Source organism: Pseudarthrobacter sp. NIBRBAC000502770 (assembly GCF_006517815.1).
Lineage (GTDB): Bacteria > Actinomycetota > Actinomycetes > Actinomycetales > Micrococcaceae > Arthrobacter > Arthrobacter niigatensis.
Window position 1 is genome coordinate 1,772,757 of the sequence record NZ_CP041198.1, and the last position, 16,998, is coordinate 1,789,754.

15 protein-coding genes are annotated in these 16,998 nt (G+C 65.2%); 4 read left to right on the forward strand and 11 right to left on the reverse strand.

Annotated elements, in window-relative coordinates; translation table 11 throughout:
- Complete coding sequence (locus NIBR502770_RS08510; protein ID WP_141181664.1) at positions 1-1,371, reverse strand: hypothetical protein; 1,371 nt, start codon at positions 1,369-1,371, stop codon at positions 1-3.
- A 166-nt stretch (positions 1,372-1,537) separates the two neighbouring features.
- Here NIBR502770_RS08510 and NIBR502770_RS08515 point away from each other — a divergent pair, with 166 nt between their 5' ends.
- On the forward strand, positions 1,538-3,550 hold the full coding sequence (locus NIBR502770_RS08515) for a M3 family metallopeptidase (protein ID WP_141181665.1): 2,013 nt from the start codon (positions 1,538-1,540) through the stop codon (positions 3,548-3,550).
- An 83-nt stretch (positions 3,551-3,633) separates the two neighbouring features.
- Here the strand turns inward: NIBR502770_RS08515 and pdxS are convergent, their stop codons facing one another.
- From pdxS to NIBR502770_RS08545, 6 genes are all read right to left on the reverse strand, one after another.
- Positions 3,634-4,560, reverse strand: a complete 927-nt coding sequence (gene pdxS / locus NIBR502770_RS08520; RefSeq protein WP_141181666.1) for a pyridoxal 5'-phosphate synthase lyase subunit PdxS — start codon at positions 4,558-4,560, stop codon at positions 3,634-3,636.
- Between the two features lie 137 nt (positions 4,561-4,697).
- Positions 4,698-5,321 (reverse strand): phosphatidylinositol phosphate synthase, encoded by a 624-nt coding sequence (pgsA, locus tag NIBR502770_RS08525; protein ID WP_141160316.1) that lies wholly within the window; start codon positions 5,319-5,321, stop codon positions 4,698-4,700.
- Entirely contained in the window at positions 5,311-5,898 is a 588-nt protein-coding gene (locus NIBR502770_RS08530) for an HIT domain-containing protein (protein WP_141181667.1), read from the reverse strand. The genes pgsA and NIBR502770_RS08530 overlap by 11 nt, the downstream gene beginning before the upstream one ends.
- 18 nt (positions 5,899-5,916) lie before the next feature.
- Positions 5,917-7,926, reverse strand: coding sequence for a threonine--tRNA ligase (gene thrS / locus NIBR502770_RS08535; protein ID WP_141181668.1), 2,010 nt, complete (start codon positions 7,924-7,926; stop codon positions 5,917-5,919).
- Between the two features lie 128 nt (positions 7,927-8,054).
- Entirely contained in the window at positions 8,055-11,570 is a 3,516-nt protein-coding gene (locus NIBR502770_RS08540; RefSeq protein ID WP_141181669.1) for a DNA polymerase III subunit alpha, read from the reverse strand.
- An 11-nt stretch (positions 11,571-11,581) separates the two neighbouring features.
- Positions 11,582-11,932, reverse strand: coding sequence for a DUF6504 family protein (locus tag NIBR502770_RS08545; RefSeq protein ID WP_141160312.1), 351 nt, complete (start codon positions 11,930-11,932; stop codon positions 11,582-11,584).
- Between the two features lie 131 nt (positions 11,933-12,063).
- On the opposite strand from NIBR502770_RS08545, the gene NIBR502770_RS08550 reads away from it, so the two are divergent.
- The gene (locus NIBR502770_RS08550; protein WP_141181670.1) at positions 12,064-12,453 is read left to right on the forward strand and encodes a hypothetical protein; all 390 of its coding nucleotides are present in this window, start codon (positions 12,064-12,066) and stop codon (positions 12,451-12,453) included.
- A gap of 6 nt (positions 12,454-12,459) precedes the next feature.
- Here the strand turns inward: NIBR502770_RS08550 and NIBR502770_RS08555 are convergent, their stop codons facing one another.
- Entirely contained in the window at positions 12,460-12,780 is a 321-nt protein-coding gene (locus tag NIBR502770_RS08555) for a chorismate mutase (protein ID WP_168223142.1), read from the reverse strand.
- A 19-nt stretch (positions 12,781-12,799) separates the two neighbouring features.
- Here NIBR502770_RS08555 and NIBR502770_RS08560 point away from each other — a divergent pair, with 19 nt between their 5' ends.
- A complete protein-coding gene (locus NIBR502770_RS08560; protein WP_141181671.1) occupies positions 12,800-13,222 on the forward strand; it encodes a VOC family protein in 423 nt (140 codons plus the stop codon).
- 25 nt (positions 13,223-13,247) lie between these two features.
- On the opposite strand, the gene NIBR502770_RS08565 is transcribed toward NIBR502770_RS08560, so the two are convergent.
- Positions 13,248-14,009, reverse strand: a complete 762-nt coding sequence (locus NIBR502770_RS08565; RefSeq protein WP_141160308.1) for an SOS response-associated peptidase — start codon at positions 14,007-14,009, stop codon at positions 13,248-13,250.
- 134 nt (positions 14,010-14,143) lie between these two features.
- Here NIBR502770_RS08565 and NIBR502770_RS08570 point away from each other — a divergent pair, with 134 nt between their 5' ends.
- A complete protein-coding gene (locus NIBR502770_RS08570) occupies positions 14,144-14,401 on the forward strand; it encodes a mycoredoxin (RefSeq protein ID WP_043454512.1) in 258 nt (85 codons plus the stop codon).
- Between the two features lie 25 nt (positions 14,402-14,426).
- Here the strand turns inward: NIBR502770_RS08570 and NIBR502770_RS08575 are convergent, their stop codons facing one another.
- Together NIBR502770_RS08575 and NIBR502770_RS08580 are read right to left on the reverse strand one after the other, a co-directional pair.
- A complete protein-coding gene (locus tag NIBR502770_RS08575; RefSeq protein ID WP_141181672.1) occupies positions 14,427-15,176 on the reverse strand; it encodes a lipoate--protein ligase family protein in 750 nt (249 codons plus the stop codon).
- Positions 15,177-15,283: 107 nt separating this feature from the next.
- The gene (locus NIBR502770_RS08580) at positions 15,284-16,996 is read right to left on the reverse strand and encodes an AarF/ABC1/UbiB kinase family protein (protein ID WP_141181673.1); all 1,713 of its coding nucleotides are present in this window, start codon (positions 16,994-16,996) and stop codon (positions 15,284-15,286) included.
- Positions 16,997-16,998: the final 2 nt, after the last annotated feature.

A 16,998-nucleotide genomic window follows, 5' to 3' on the forward strand; every position in this document is an offset into this window, starting at 1 on the left:
TCACCGCCACTGGAAGTACTCCCGGTGGATATTGGCCCGGCGGACACCCGCTGCCCGGAATGCCCTGCGGAACTGCCGCAGCATGGCATCGGGTCCTCCCATGAAGACGGACAGCATCCGTGGTTCCGTGTCCACCGCCGCAATGACCGCTTGCGGAGTCAGCCGCCCGTCCGTTTCGGTGTCAACCACATGGATGTGGAGCCTCGGGTGGTTCCTGGCGATGGCGAGGATCTCTTCGGCAAACGGCGAAGGGCCGGCCGACGTGACGAAGAAGTGCACCTCCTCAGGCAGGTCCCCGCCCGCTGCTTCCAGCGACCGGACCCAGCTGAGGAAGGGCGTGATCCCCACGCCGCCGGCGATCCAGACCTGGTGGGCAGTGCCCTTGTGCCGGTCAAAGCGGCCGTAGGGGCCGCCCACCACAGCAGGCATTCCCGCCTGGACAACGTCGGGAAGCCGCGAGGTGTGGTCGCCCAGCGCTTTCACCGTGATGCTGATACCACCTTCCGGTGCGGGACCCGAGATTGAAAAAGGGTGCCGCTGCCAGCCGTCCGCCGTTTCAAGGTAGACCATGGCGAACTGCCCGGGTTTGAACTCCAGCGGGCGGCCCAATGGCCGGAGCGCCACTTCCACCAGGTCCGCGGCAACCGGGCGGACACCGGCAACCTGGTAGTCATGATGGGGCAGGAACCGCCTCGCCAGCAGCTCCCGGTATACGTAGAACGCCAACCCGGTTCCGCCGATTGCCACGTAACTCCACCGCAGGCCCGGCGCCGCCTCAAACGCGCTGGCATCGAACAATCCGTGCAGGAAGCCGGCAGCAACGAACAGCCCTGTGAGGCGGTGGAAGCCGCGCCAGCGTTCATAGCCCCCCAGCAGCCGTACCACCAGGCGGACACCTTGTGCCTGCAGCGCCGCTACAACCAGACGCCTTGCCGGGGCGGGCAGCATGGTCCGCCAACGCGGCAGCACCGCCCACACCACCAGGGCGGCCAGGCCGGAAATGGCCACCACCGCCAGCGTCTTTCCCACGCTTGTTGCCTCCGGGTTGGACGCGAGCTCTATGTGCGGCAGCAACAGGACAGTGGCCGTCATGGCCGCCCGGCGGTGCCAGATGGCAGCGTGGTCAATCCCGCCGAACACCGGCTCAACGTGCGGGAGGGTACTGACCAGGACCAGGGCGACGGAATACAGCAGTACGGATTCACCGCCGAAGAGCTGGCCCACATGCCTGGGCAGCGGCTCGGCCACCGGCCGCGCCAGGTACCAGAAAATGGCGTAAGCGGCCACGACGGCTGTTATTGCGCCCGGACCGATCCATCGGAGTGGGATACCCAGGAAGGCAGCTGCCGGCGTCGTTCCATGGTTGCCCATTGAGCAAAGGTCCCTTCATCACTGCCAATCCCGTGCGCCTGCCTGCAGGACGCACAGAATGCGGTCCGGACCGGACCCCTAGCGGCCATTGTAGGTATGCCCGCTGGGAGCACACGCCCACGTGGATGTGATTGAGAAGCGCGTCCCGCTGTGAAAGGTTTAGCCCATGACCAACCCGCTCCTGGCCGCCAGTCCCCTGCCCTACGGCCTCCCTCCTTTCGAGGCCCTTAGCGCAGACATGTACGGCGCCGCCATTGAAGAAGGATTGGCAGCACACCTGGCCGAGATCCTGGCCATCACCGGCAACTCCCAGCCGGCAACCTTCGACAATACGGCCCTGGCCATGGAACGCTCCGGGCAGCTCCTCAACAGGGCAGCCGCAGCGTTTTTTACACTGGTGTCAGCGGACGCCTCTGCGGAGATCCGGGAACTTGAGACCGGGCTTTCGCCGCGCTTCTCGGCCCACCAGGACGAGGTGTACCTCAATAGGGCGCTGTACGAGCGCTTCGCCGCCATCGATACTGTCAACCTGGAGGCTGAGTCGGCCCGGCTGGTGGAGGAGTACCTCAAGGAGTTCCGCCAATCCGGGATCCAGCTCGATGCACCGGGCCAGGAGCGGCTGCGGGCCATCAACGCGGACTTGGCCCGGCTGGGCACGGAGTTCGGCCAGCGGGTCAAGAAGGGGATGAAATCCGCGGCGCTGCTGGTGGAGGATGCCGCCGAACTCGCGGGCCTGCCGGCTGACGACGTCGCCAGTGCCGCTGAGGCAGCCCGCGCCGCCGGGCACGGGGGCAAGTACTTGATCACGCTGATCCAGCCCGGCAACCAGCCTGCCCTGGCCTCGCTCGAGAACCGGGACGTCCGCCGTCGCCTGTTCGAGGCATCCGTGGGAAGGGGCAGTGGAGGCGGACACCTGGATGTCCTGGATCTCGCCAGGGACATGGCCGGGTTGCGGGCCGAAAAGGCCCAACTGCTGGGTTTCGCGAACTACGCCGAACTTGTGGCCGACCGACAGACGGCGCCGGATTTCGAGGCAGTGCAAACGATGCTGGGCCGGATGGCGCCGGCGGCTGTCCGCAATGCCGACGCCGAGGCCGCGGCCCTTGCGGACGTCGCAGGGCATCCACTGGAAGCCTGGGATTGGGCCTACTATTCGGCAAAGGTGCGGCGCGAAAAATACGACGTTAATGAACAGGCACTGCGTCCGTACTTCGAGCTGGACCGGGTCATCACGGATGGAGTGTTCTTTGCCGCCACCGCGCTGTACGGGATCACTTTCCACGAGCGGCCCGACCTCAAGGCCTACCACCCGGATGTCCGGATCTGGGAAGTCCGGGATGGGGACGGAACCGGGCTGGGGCTCTTCCTCGGCGACTACTACTCGCGTGAATCCAAGCGCGGCGGAGCGTGGATGAACTCGCTCGTGGACCAGTCGGGGCTGCTGGGCACCCGGCCCGTGGTGACCAATACGCTCAACATTTCCAAGCCGCCGGCAGGCGAACCGACACTCCTCACCCTGGATGAGCTGCGGACCCTGTTCCACGAGTTCGGCCATGCGCTGCATGGCCTGTTTTCCAACGTCACCTACCCCCGGTTCTCCGGCACCTCCGTGCCGCGGGACTTCGTGGAGTACCCCTCCCAGGTCAACGAAATGTGGATCATGTGGCCGGAGGTGTTGTACAACTATGCCCGGCACCACGTCACCGGCGAACCGCTGCCGCAGGACGTGGTGGACCGGCTGGAGGAATCCCGGCTTTGGGGCGAAGGGTTTGCCACCACCGAGTACCTGGGCGCGGCCCTCCTGGACCTGGCGTGGCACACGCTGGAACCAGGCAATGTTCCGGATGATGCGCTGGAGTTTGAGGCGAAGGCCCTGGCTGCGGCGGGGATCTCGCACCCACTGATCCCGCCCCGCTACCGGACGGGCTACTTCCAGCACATCTTCTCCGGCGCCGGATACGCGGCGGGCTACTACTCCTACATCTGGAGCGAGGTGCTGGATGCCGAAACGGTTGACTGGTTCACGGAAAACGGCGGCCTGGCCAGAACCAACGGCGAACGCTTCCGGCAGGAACTGCTCAGCCGCGGCAACAGCCGGGACCCGCTGGAATCCTTCCGGATCCTGAGGGGCCGCGAAGCGCGCCTGGACCCGCTGCTGAAGCGCCGCGGCCTGGAATAGCCACTACTGCTTAAAAGAACGACGCCGGCCCCCACCAAAAGAGGTGAGGAGCCGGCGTCGTCATTACTTGGGCGAGGAGGGAATTACCAGCCGCGTTCTGCGAGGCGGTGCGGCTGGGGGATTTCGTCGACGTTGATGCCCACCATGGCTTCGCCGAGCCCGCGGGAGGCCTTGGCGATGACGTCGGGGTCGTCGAAGAAGGTAGTGGCCTTCACAACGGCGGCGGCGCGCTGGGCGGGGTTGCCGGACTTGAAGATGCCGGAGCCGACGAACACGCCGTCGGCGCCGAGCTGCATCATCATGGCAGCGTCAGCGGGGGTGGCGATGCCGCCGGCGGTGAACAGGACAACGGGCAGCTTGCCGGCAGCGGCGACTTCCTTGACCAGTTCGTACGGGGCCTGCAGTTCCTTGGCGGCGACGTACAGCTCGTCCTCGGGCAGGGAGGACAGCCGGGCGATCTCCGAGCGGATCTTGCGCATGTGGCCGGTGGCGTTGGAGACGTCGCCGGTGCCCGCTTCGCCCTTGGAGCGGATCATGGCCGCGCCCTCGTTGATGCGGCGCAGGGCCTCACCGAGGTTGGTGGCACCGCAGACGAAGGGAACCTTGAAGTTCCACTTGTCGATGTGGTTGACGTAGTCGGCCGGGGTCAGGACCTCGGACTCGTCGATGTAGTCGACACCCAGGGACTGCAGGACCTGGGCCTCGACGAAGTGGCCGATGCGGGCCTTGGCCATCACCGGGATGGACACGGCGTCAATGATCTGGTCGATCATGTCGGGATCGGACATGCGGGACACGCCGCCCTGGGCGCGGATATCGGCCGGAACACGCTCCAGCGCCATGACTGCCACGGCACCGGCGTCTTCGGCGATGCGGGCCTGCTCGACGTTGACGACGTCCATGATGACGCCGCCCTTGAGCATCTCGGCCATGCCACGCTTCACGCGGCTGCTGCCCGTGACGCTGCTCGCGGACGAACCGGCCTCGTTGCTTACATCAGGTGTAGACACAAAAACCCCTATGGGTAGACAGATGATCTTCGCCGGGCATGCGGCGGCAGCTGCCGGAAGTGCACGCACGGGTTGCCGGGTCGCTTGACCGGGCACTTATATACTAGTCCCCCGCCGCACGGCAGGCTTAATCATGCTTAATCAGCGGGCGTCGGCTCCGCCAGGGCCTGCCGGCGCACCGACAGTACGCGCTGCACCACGGTGACGAGGCTCGCTGCCGCCAGGAGGACCAGGGTAGCCAGGAGCACCACAGCCGGCAGGCCCAGTCCGGTAAGGCCGGTAACCACCAGCACCGAAACCAGGCGTTCGGCCCGTTCTGCGATGCCGACGTTGGCGGTGAACCCCAGCGACTCTGCCTTGGCACGGGCGTATGAGACAACCATGCCCAGCACCAGGCACAGCAGGGCGCAGACGGCGATGGCCCCATTGTTGCCACCGGTGAAGAACCAGACGGACACCCCGGCAAAGAGGGCGCCGTCGGCGATGCGGTCAAGGGTGGAGTCGAGGAAGTTTCCCCAGCGGCTCTTGACGTCCTGCATCCTGGCCATGATGCCGTCCAGGACATCGGAAAAGATGAAGGCGGTGATGAAGACTGTCCCCCAGAAAAGCTGGCCCAGCGGGTAGAAAACCAGGGCTCCGGCGGCAACTCCTGCGGTTCCGAGAATGGTTACCGTGTCCGGGGACACGCCGATTTTCAGGAGCCAGCGGGCCAGCGGGGTGAACAGCGCGGTGAAGAAACCGCGGGCATGCCTATTCAGCATCCGACTCCCCGGGCCAGGCATCAGCCACTTGCTGCCGGACCTCGTCAAGGGTCTGGGTAATGGCTTTGGTCTGCGCAATGATGGGGAAGAAGTTCCCGTCCCCGCCCCAGCGCGGCACAATGTGCTGGTGCAGGTGTGCGGAGATTCCCGCACCCCCAACCACACCCTGGTTCATGCCAAGGTTAAAGCCGCCGGGATTGGAGACCTTTCGGAGGACCCGCATGGCAGTCTGGGTGAGTTCGCTGAACTCAGCTGTTTCCTCGACCGTGAGGTCTGTGTAATCCGGGATGTGCCGATAGGGGCAAACCAGAAGGTGGCCCGGGTTATAGGGGAACAGGTTCAGCACCACGTAGCAGGTCCGGCCGCGGTAGACAATCAACGCTTCCTCGTCAGTGCGGGCGGGGCCGACACAGAACGGGCAGTCGTCCTCATTCTTGAACTGGTGCTGGCCGCCCTTAATGTAGGCCATGCGGTGCGGAGTCCACAGGCGCTGGAAGGCGTCCGGGACACCGGCGAGGGCAAAGTCGTCGGTAACGCCGGCATCGCCCGGATATCCTGCGCCTGTGTTCTCCTGCACTGTGCTGCTTCCGTTCGGCTAGCTGGTCCGGTTGCGGACGGCTTCGGTGATCCGCTTGACCGCTTCCGCGACGGGCACACCGTTGTCCTGGCTTCCGTCGCGGAAGCGGAATGACACAGCGCCCGCCTCGGCGTCGTCCCCGCCGGCGATGAGAACGAACGGGATCTTGTCCTTGCTGGCGGTGCGGATCTTCTTGGGAAAGCGGTCCGAGGTGGTGTCCACCTCGGCACGGATACCCGCCGCCTTGAGCTGGCCTACGACGTCGAACATGTAGTCGTTGAACGCCTCCGCCACGGGGATGCCCACGACCTGGACCGGGGCCAGCCACGCGGGGAAGGCCCCGGCGTAGTGCTCGGTGAGGACGCCCATGAAGCGTTCCACCGATCCGAAAAGTGCACGGTGGATCATCACCGGGCGCTGGCGGCTGCCATCGGCGGCCTGGTACTCGAGTTCGAAGCGCTCGGGCAGGTTGAAGTCCAGCTGGATGGTGGACATCTGCCAGGTGCGGCCCAGGGCATCCTTGGCCTGCACGGAAATCTTGGGACCGTAGAAGGCGGCTCCGCCCGGATCGGGCACCAGCTCCAGCCCGGACTCCTGGGCCACTCCGGCGAGGGTGGCGGTGGCTTCCTCCCAGGTGGCGTCGTCGCCGACGTACTTCTCGGGGTCCTTGGTGGACAGCTCCAGGTAGAAGTCGTTAAGCCCGTAGTCCTTGAGCAGGTCCAGGACGAAGGTCAGGGTCTTGGTGAGCTCGTCCTTCATCTGCCCGCGGGTGCAGTAGATGTGGGCGTCGTCCTGTGTCATGCCCCGGACACGGGTGAGGCCGTGCACCACGCCGGACTTCTCGTACCGGTACACCGAACCGAATTCGAACAGCCGCAGGGGCAGTTCGCGGTAGGACCGGCCGCGGGAACGGAAGATGAGGTTGTGCATGGGGCAGTTCATCGGCTTCAGGTAGTAGTCCTGCCCGGGCTTGCGGACGGTGCCGTCCTCGTTGAGTTCAGGGTCCACGTGCATCGGGGGGAACATGCCGTCCCTGTACCAGTCCAGGTGGCCCGAGACCTCGTACAGGTGTCCCTTGGTGATGTGCGGGGTGTAGACGAACTCGTAGCCGGCTTCGACGTGGCGCTGGCGCGAGTAATCCTCCATCTCCTTGCGGATGATCCCGCCCTTGGGGTGGAAGACGGGAAGGCCGGATCCGAGTTCGTCAGGGAAGGAGAACAGGTCCAGTTCGGAGCCGAGCTTGCGGTGGTCGCGGCGCTCCGCCTCTGCGATGCGCTCCTGGTACGCCTTCAGGGCGTCCTTGGTGGGCCACGCGGTGCCGTAGATGCGCTGGAGCTGCTGGTTCTTCTGGTTGCCCAGCCAGTAGGCAGACGACGAACGGGTCAGGGCAAAGGCGTTTGAGATGAGCTTGGTGTTGGGCAGGTGCGGGCCACGGCAGAGGTCGCACCACACCGTGGTGCCTTCCTTGCGCTCGACGTTGTCGTAGATGGTGATGTCGCCGGCGCCGACCTCGACGTTCACGCCCTCCCCGGCTTCGGCGGCCTCGTTCTTCTTGCCCAGGAGTTCGAGCTTGTAGGGCTCGTTCTTCATGGCTTCGCGGGCCTCTTCCTCGCTGACCACGCGCCGGACGAACTTCTGGTTCTGGTTGACGATTTTCAGCATCATCTTTTCGAGGGTCTTGAGATCCTCGGGGGTGAAAGGCTCGGCGACGTCGAAGTCGAAGTAGAAGCCGTCGGTGATATAAGGGCCGATGCCGAGCTTGGCGTCGGGACGCAGCTGCTGCACTGCCTGCGCCATTACGTGGGCTGTGGAGTGGCGCAGGACGTTCAGGCCGTCGGGCGAATCAATGGTGACGCCCTCCACCTCGGCGCCTTCGGGCAGTTCCTGGTCAAGGTCCTTCAGCTCGCCGTTGACGCGGGCCACAACAACATCACGGCGCTCAAAGAAGAGTTCCGCACCGGTTGTCCCGGAAGTCACCTTGGTCTCTTCGCCATCGACGAGAAGGGTGATCTGCTGGGCATCTGACACGGGTGTCTCCTATTCAAAGTTAAGGCTTCATAGCTTGTGGCATACGGGGACCACAGCCAGCCACCGTCAATGCTATCGGTTCCGGTATGGGGCGACCAACGCGGCACACGGGGGCTGGGACAGAGCCCTCACCCGTTGAACCCGGTGATCGCCAGCGTCCTGGTGATGCCATCCAGCGGATGCGGCCCATCTTCGACAGCCTCATGGCCGGTCACAGGAGTGGGCTCTGTGGCGGATTCCGGGAAGGGCAGGCTCTCCGTACGGCTCAGGTCCCACGCCATGCTCGCGCTGATGCTGATGCCCCTGGGACCGGTCCTTCGGGTGGTTCCACGGATCAGCATCAGGCGGGTACCAAACAAAAGCGGTCCGGCGCTTTCCTGTGCCTCGTGGAAGAACACCGAATCCACGCAGCCGGTTCCGTCGTCGATGCTGATGAACACCACCCGCCTTCCGCCGCGCATCGGCGGCGTTTGGGTGGCAACCCGAACCCCCGCCACCAGCACTTCGGTGCCGTTACGCAGGCTGAGAAGCTTATCTGCCGTGGTGACCCCCAGCTTCTCCAGCAGGGTCCGGTGGCTGTCCATCAGGTGGGTACTGACATCCACTGCCATGAGATCAAGTTCCGCCCTGACATTTTCGACCAGGGTGGGGGCTGGAAGCCCAGGTTTGATATTCCGCAGCTCGATGTCGCCCAGGGGAAGGGACAGCTGCCCATCCAGGACCTCAATGCCTTTCTTTCCTGTCTTTGCTGTTTGGAGCTGCTGCAGATGGTGCACCAGGTCCGCGCGGTTGGCAGGGCCTCCGGCTTCCCGGTGCAGGGAATCAAAAGCCCCCAGTTGCGCAAGTCGCCTGATGCTGGGCTTGCTCAGCCGCGAGCGCGCCCGAAGGTCCGCCAGTGAGTCGTAAGGCTGGCCGGCGACGATCCGTTTCAGTTCTGCAGCAGACAGACCGTAGATTCCGTTCAGGCTGAGCCGGATTCCGAGCCGGCCGGCATCCGTGCCTGACGCGATCCGCTCCACGCGGTATTCGGCTTTGCTTCGGTTGATGTCCAGGGGAAGGATGGGAATACCCAGCCGGCGGGCTTCGGCCACCAGCAGCCGTTTGGGATACATGCCGGGGTCGTGCTCCCATAAGCCTGCGAGGAAAGCTTCGGGGTGGTGTGTCTTCAGCCAGGCGGACTGGTAGGTGGGGACGGCGAAGGCAGCACCGTGGGCCTTGCAAAAACCGAAACTGGCAAAAGACTTCAATGTCCCCCACACCTTGTCCACCACTTCAGGGGCATACCCCTTGGCTTTGGCATGGCGCCGGAAGTACTCTTCCACCCTGGCTTCACCGGCCTCGTTGCTCAACGCCCTGCGGAATTCATCGGCTTTGGCCAGCCCGCACCCGGTCATGACATCCAGGGTCTTCAGGATCTGCTCGTGGAAAACCGTGACCCCGTGCGTCTCCTGCAGCACTGGTTTGAGATCCGGGTGCGGGTAAACCTCGGGGGCGAACCCGTGCCGGTGTTCCAGGAAGGGCCGCACCATGTCCGATTTCATGGGCCCCGGGCGGAACAGGGAAATGTCGATGATGAGGTCGTTGAACTCCCGTGGCGCCATCTTGCCGATCAATTCACGCTGTCCGGGGGATTCGATCTGGAAGCAGCCAAGGGTGTGCGTGCTCCTGATCAGCTCATAGGTGGCTTCGTCGTCGAGGGGGACGGCGTTCAGGTCGATCCGGCCGTTGGCGGCAATGTAATCCGGCCCCGAACCAAAAGGTCCAATGGGGTGGTTCCCAGCCTCCACCACTTCTTCCTTTGAGGGGTGGATCCTGATGATTTCCCGGACGGCAAATGCCATGGCGCTTTGCATACGGACACCCAGGACATCGAGTTTGAGCATGCCCATGGGGTCCATGTCATGTTTGTCGAACTGGCTCATGGGCAGGCCAAGCCCGCTTGGCTGGACCGGTGTGCGGTCCAGCAGCGTGGCATCGCCCAGGATCACCCCACATGGGTGCATGGATATGTGGCGGGGCAGCCGGTCAAGGCGTTCGGTCAGGTCTACCAGCAGGTCAAGTTGCTGGTTTCCCTGCGCATCGGACTGCTCCACCCTTCCGGCAAATTCCCGCAGTTCGGGTTTTTCCTGCAGGGCTTCACGGAATTTCCGCGCTGAGAACCGCCACAGCTGCTTGGCAATCTCCCCCACCTCGCCATCGTCCATGCCCAGCGCCAGCCCGGCGTCGCGGACTGCACCACGGGCCCGGTATCCGTTCTGCATGCTCATGAGGGTTACGCGTTCGGAGCCGAAGCGCTCGAAGATCCTGTGGTAGACGTTGTGGCGCTCTGCACTTTCGACGTCGATGTCAATGTCCGGGAGGGTGGCGCGGTCGTTGGAGAGGAAGCGTTCAAAGATCAGGTCATGCTGGAGGGGGTTCACATGGCTGACGTCTATCAGGTAGTTGACCAGGCTTGATGCCCCCGATCCCCTGGCAGCCGCCCGGACTCCCATGTCCTGGATCATCCTGGAGACCTCCGCAACAGTGAGGAAATAGGAGGAGAAGCCCAGGTTCTGGATGATCCCCAGTTCATGGTCCAAACGGGCCATCATGTCCCGCTCCGCCGTACCGCCGATGCCCGGGAACCGCCTGCCGATTCCGGCATGGCAGCGCTGGAGGAGCTCCGTGTGGGGATCCTGGTTGATGCCGATGACGGCAGCTTCCGGCACCACTGGCTGTTTCCATCCCATATCAGTGGCGGGGTCGATCCGGCAGAGGTCGGCGAGCGCCTCGGTCTGCGCCAACAACTGCTTGAGGTCTGCGGCTCCATAACCGGCGGCGGAGATGATTTCCTTACCAAGGCCCAGCATTTGATCCGCTGATTTCAGCCATCCCTGGCCCGTGGGTTGCAGGAGTGGCTCCCCTGCCAGTTCGGGGAGGGACTTCAAAGTCCGCGCGGAGTCAAGGACATCCGCGGTCGGTGCACCATCGGCTGCGCAATACCGGACGGCGTTGGTGAGGACTGCCGGAACATGGTGTTCCTCCGCGAGCCGTAGCATGCGCACAGCGTGCGCCGTGCTGAAAGGACTGCCCGGCGCACTGAGTTGGGAGACGATCTCCGCCACCACAGTTCCGGCGGGCATTGCGTCGAGCCATTGCTTGAACAGGGTCCTGGGACGCAGGTAGCGCCGGCCTCCCATGGCCCGGCCGACGTCCGAGTCCGGGCCGATCAGCACCGTCAGCACCGGTTTGAGGGTGTGGGGGTCGAGGGTGCGGGAGGCCAGCTCGGCACGGGTCACCGCGGTGGGTACCGCTCCCCCGGCTTTCCCGGAGGTCCTCGCGTGCGCATCGGAAACCAGCCGGCACAAGGCGCGGTACCCGGCACCGTTGTTCTGCCCCCTGGCCAGCACCACCACCCTGCCTGCTACCTGGGTGCGGTGATCGCCGTCGTCGTCAAATACCGCCAGGTCCACGCCTACGATGGGGTCGATGCCCGCCGCCATACAGGCTTTGAGGTGCTTGATGGTGCCGTACAGGCCGTCCCGGTCGGTGCAGGCGAGGGCCGTGGCGCCATCGGCAGCGGCAGCCATGGCCAGTTCCTCCGGCCAGGAAACTCCGTAATGGGCGCTGAATGCCGTGGAAACGTGCAGGTGGGTAAAGCTCATGGTGTTCCGGGTCAGGCAGTCTTGGGGTGAAGGGCGTCATGGATCCGCACCAGCCGCCACCGGTTGCTGCGGAGATGGCGGGAAAGGTCAAGGGTCAGGACTTCTGCCCCGGGCGGTTCCTGTGCCGCGGCGGAACGGGCGGCACCCCGGGCGGGCAGCACCTGGACCCGCCAGATTTCGTGGTCCACCACTCCGGGCCCGCTGCCCAGGGGAGCCCTGCTGTCCTCAGCCCACCACTGCCGGCGTTCGTACCAGCGGACGGGTTCTGCGCAGACGGTATAGGACACACCTGCCCATACCAATGATTCCGGCTCACCTGTGGGGGCACACGCCACGTCAACAGATTCGCTGAACATGCCCATGCGCACCTCCCGGACCTAACCCATCACAACGTGATTCGAACATGTATTCGAATAAATTCAGTCTACGCCGGGTTCTCACCAAAACATAGGCGGGGGTGGACGGGGCGTGCGGCAGGGAGCAGGATGTTGGCATGAGTACCGATGACGCACTCCTGAAGCAGGCCAGCATCAAGACACAGGACTCCACCCTGGTTGCCACGTTCGATATCGACGGCACCATTCCGGGCTCGGGCGCCTACGTGGTGGGTTTGATGGGAGCCTCGCCCGATTTTTCAGCGCAGCGCCGGCTGTGCATTGAGTTCATGAACGGGGAGGCCATAGCCTGCTACTCGTTCAACCGGGACCAGGGAATCGAGGAGGATTTCGACCTTTCCCGAGTGTCCCATTCGGAGAACAGCATCACCGGAAGCTTTCCCATGACGGCCTTGAATGGCCTCGGAAAGGGACATGTCCTGTCAGCCTTCAGCGAGGCGGACGGGCGGGAGTTCCAGCACGGGGTGCCGGTGGAGGAAGCGCTTTAGCCTTCCTCAGCTGTTTTCTTTGTGGATCCGCAGTTCAAGTTCAATGAATGCGGAGATCATGGCCCGGTAGGTTGCTTCAACGATGTCCGGGTCGATGTCCTTTTTCTCCGCAGCGGACCGCACATGTTCAATAATCCGCTCTACGCGGCCGGGGGCACGCACTTCCGCGTCATCGCCCTTCAGCGTGCCGGCGATCCTGATCAGCCGCTCGCGGCGGGCGATCAGGGTAACGATCTGGTCATCGACTTCGTCAACGGCAACCCGGACCGCAGCAAGCTGTTCCCTGTCGGCGCGGGCATCCCGGTCGTTTCCTTGAATTGTCGCCATCATCTGACACTATCGAAGCATGGAGCCCAGAGTCGACTTTATTTCCCTCGGTGTTCGCAGCGTCGAGGAGTCCCGTGCTTTCTACGTTGACGGCCTCGGCTGGCCGGTCCACCGCGAAGTCGCCGGGGAAGTGGTGTTCATCCAGGTGAACCACGGGCTGGTGCTTTCGCTCTGGGATGCCCGCCAGATGCAGGCCGAAGCCGTGACCGGCCGCCCGGACGGGATCCCCTGCATTACCCTGAGCCACAACCTGGGAAGCCCCGAAGAGGTGGACAGCGCCATGGAACAGGCCGCGGCCGCTGGGGCCGCCATTATTGCCGAGCCCGTCACCAAGGCCTGGGGCGGCTATACCGGGTACTTTGCCGATCCCGACGGTTTTCGCTGGGAAGTGGCATACAACCCCACCTGGACGGTGGACGACGCCGGTACGGTCACCGTTTGAGGGCAGTACACCCTGCGCCGGGCTGCTAGAACAGAGCTTCCACCGGGCGGATGAGTTCCGGGCCGTTGTTGCGGACGTTGCCCACGTCCTTGCCTACGGATTCCACGCGCCAGTCCGCAGCGGCGTCCTTAACCCCTGACCGCACCAAGTCAACCAGCGCGGCGGCATCATCCGCCTGCGGGTCCAGCCACGCTTCCATGGTGGACTTATCCATGGGCAGCGGCACTCTGTCGTGGAGTTCGGTCAGCTTCCCGAAAATGGTGGATTCCGCCCCGGGCGGAGGGGTGTCCGCCGTCAGGATCGAGGTGGACAGCAGCCAGCGGCCCGGCTCCCCCTCCGGTACGGACGGGTCCTTCCACCACTCATACAGGCCCGCGAAGGCCAAGCCACGGTCCCCACCGGGATGCACGTAGTACGGCTGCTTCGACTTCCCCGGGCCTTGCTTCCATTCGTAGTAGCCATCTGCCGGGACGGCACAGCGGCGGGACTGCACAGCCTTGCGGAAGGCAGGCTTCTCCAGCACCGATTCACTCCTGGCGTTGATCATGCGCGAGCCGATGCCCGGATCCTTGGCCCAGGACGGAACCAGGCCCCATCGCGCCACATGCAGCTGGCGCACCTGGCGCGGCGCGGCACTGTCATCCACCAGCCGCTCCAGCACGATCGGGACGGCATCGGTGGGTGCAACATTCCACGACGGCGGGATGCTCACCTCGTCCTCGAGTTCGGCGTCGAACTCGGCCAGGAGGTCCCCCACGGCGCGTGCCATTACGTAGCGTCCACACATGGCACCAGCTTGCCACCGCGCGCCACAAACTGTCATCCGGGAACGGCAGCAGCCGCTCGACACCCGGGAATACCGGCCGCCGCGCTACGGTTGACAGTAAGGAAACCTTTTCAAGCGACACTAAGGAGATCCCTGTGGACTTCACTCCCGAATCCGGCACCATCACCATGTTTTCCACCACGTGGTGCGGCTACTGCAACCGGCTCAAGAAGCAGCTGGACGCCCAGGGAATCGGCTACACCGAAATCAACATCGAAGAGGTGGACGGCACTGCCGAACTCGTGGAGCAGCTGAACGGCGGCAACCGCACCGTCCCCACGGTCCTCTTCCCGGACGGCAGCGCGGCCACCAACCCGTCCGCCGCCGAGGTCAAGAGCCGCCTGGCCGCCTGACCGGCCGCGCACCAATTGATGCGGGTCATGCCCCCAGGCTGCTGAAGGAAGCAGTTTCCAGGGTGGCATGGCCCGCATACGTTTCCAGGAGGGCCAGCTCAACGGCGGCCACGTCCAAACCCGGCACCAGGTCATTGGCGGCGCCGGCGGTGGCAGGATCCCAGTCCAGGCCCAGCGCCGCGTAGCTGTCGGTAAGGACCTTGCGGATCGGGGCGGAGTCCTCCACCACGATCACCGAGCTGAAGAGCCATGCACCGGAGACCACCCGTTGGGCGGTGCCCACCAGTTTTATCCTGCGGGAACTGTCCATGGCATCGGTTCCGTGGACGCTGAACTCGCCGGGACAGTACTCGCCGGGGATCTCCCCCACCGCCGCCTGCACGCCTACGTTCTGCAGCGCCTCCGCAAACAGCCCTCCGAAGTACCCGAACCGGGCCTTGGATCCGGCGACGGCGTCCGCGTCCGGCTCAATGTGGTCCACCACCAGGGTGCCCCGGTGGTAGGCGGCCGCGCGTCCGCCGGCCCTCCGGACCAGGGGTTCGAACCCATGATCGCGGCAGGCCTGGGCGGCGGCCCCGAATCCCGGCAGCCGGGTGTCCCGCTGCCCGAACGCCACCGTGGGCGCGGGCCGGTACAGCCGCAGGGTGGGCCCCAATCCGCCGCTTCGTGCCCTCGCCAGCAGCTCCAGCCCGAATTCGAGGTCACGGCCAGCGCCGAGCGACACATCCTGCCGCACCACGGTAAGCGCGCTGGATCCGGTACCGGTGTGGTGCATAGTGCGGGGCTCCCAGGCATTCAGCGTCGACAGCTACGGTGGCGACGGGTTCAACGCCTGCCAATGGGCAGGCCACCCTTAGGTTACGCCCGACGGCGGCGGCGGCCTTAACGCCCCCGGCGCCCCACCCACAGGGCGTGAAGCAGCGGAACGGCCGATGCGGTCATCAGCACATTGCCCAGGGCAAGGTCGTCGGGCCGGACGACTGCCCCGGCGAGCAGCAGGGCTCCGAAGACCAGGGCGGACGCCGCGCGGCGCACGGCCCTGTCCAGCCGGGCAGCCTGGCGTTCCAGACGTGGTACGGCTACCTGCAGCGATCCCTCCTCCAGCCGTCCTGCCAGCGCGTCCAGCCGGCCGGGGAGGCGGAAGGCAACAGCGGCGGCGTCGATGGCCTGCCGGGCCGCGTCCTGCACCAGGTTGCCCCGCTCGTTCCGCAGCAGCCGGGCGGCGTACGGCTCCACCGAGTCCCAGAGGTTGAAACGCTCGTCCAACGCACTGCACACTCCGGAGGTGAGGGACATGGCCCGGATGATGAGGAGGAAGTTTTCCGGCAGCTGGAACGGCAACGAGCGGACCACGTCACCGAACTCCACCGCAAAGTCACGGAACTCGCGCGGGTCCACTTCCCGGAGTTCGGCGAAGCCCATGCCGCCGAAACGGGCAAAGAGCTGCGTCATGGCGCGCTCCAGTCCAACGCTGTCCGCGGACGGCATCAGGACGCCCACATCATTGATGGCCCCCACCAGGCCCTTCCCGTCCCGGGCTGCGGCCGCGATCAGCAGCTTCCGGAGCCCGCTGCGCGTGGAAGGGGTCACCTCTCCCATCATGCCGAAGTCGATGAACGTCAGCTTCCAGGGCAGTTCCCCGTCCCCTGGCGGGACCGGGGTGACAAAGATGTTCCCGGGATGCGGGTCGGCGTGGAAGAAGCCGTTGGTGAACAGCTGGTCGAACATGATGGACGCGAACACCGGCGCCACGGTTGCTGGATCGATCCCTGCGGCACGGAGGGACTGGACGTCCGTGATCTTGATGGCCGTGACGTCTTCCAGGGTAAGCACCCGGCGGGTGGTCCGCTCCCAGACCACGCCCGGAACCTCCACCCGGCCATCACCGGCGAAGTCCGCGGCAAAGCGCTCGGCATTGACGGCTTCGTGCAGGTAGTCGATTTCCAGCAGGCTGGTCTGGGCGAACTCCTCCACCAGCGCCGGCATGTCCGCCCGGCGGGAAACGAGCCGGATGTGGCTGAGCCAACCGGCGACCCTGCGCAGGGCGGCGAGGTCGACGTCGACGATCGCGCCGATGCCCGGCCGCTGCACCTTCAGGACCACGGCATCGAGGCCGGTGTCCCCGGCATCGAGGGTATCCAGGCGTGCCCGGTGCGCCTGGCCCAGGGAGGCAGCCGCGATGGGGGCGGGATCGACGGACGCGAAGACCCTCTCCAGCGGCGTCCCCAGTTCCTGGGCTGCGAGGGCCGAGATGGCCGGGAAGGCCACCGGGGGAACCTCGTCCTGCAGCCCCTCCAGCTCCTTAGTGATTTCCGGCGGCAGGACATCAAGCCGGGAGGACAGGAACTGGCCCACCTTGATCATGAGTCCCCCAAGTTCCACGGCCAGGTCGTGGAACCGCTGGGCGAAGCGCCGCATCCGCCGTGAACGGCTCCGCGCAGCCATCCAGCCGAGCCCCACCCGCGGCAGGAACAGCTCGAACCACCAGGTGGAGGCAAGGTTCCACGCTGCGAAGCGCAGGATCCTCCGGTAGCGCCCGCGGTGCTCCCGCAGGGGTGGCGGAGGGTTGGCCCCCGCCCGGACCGTGGACGCCACCC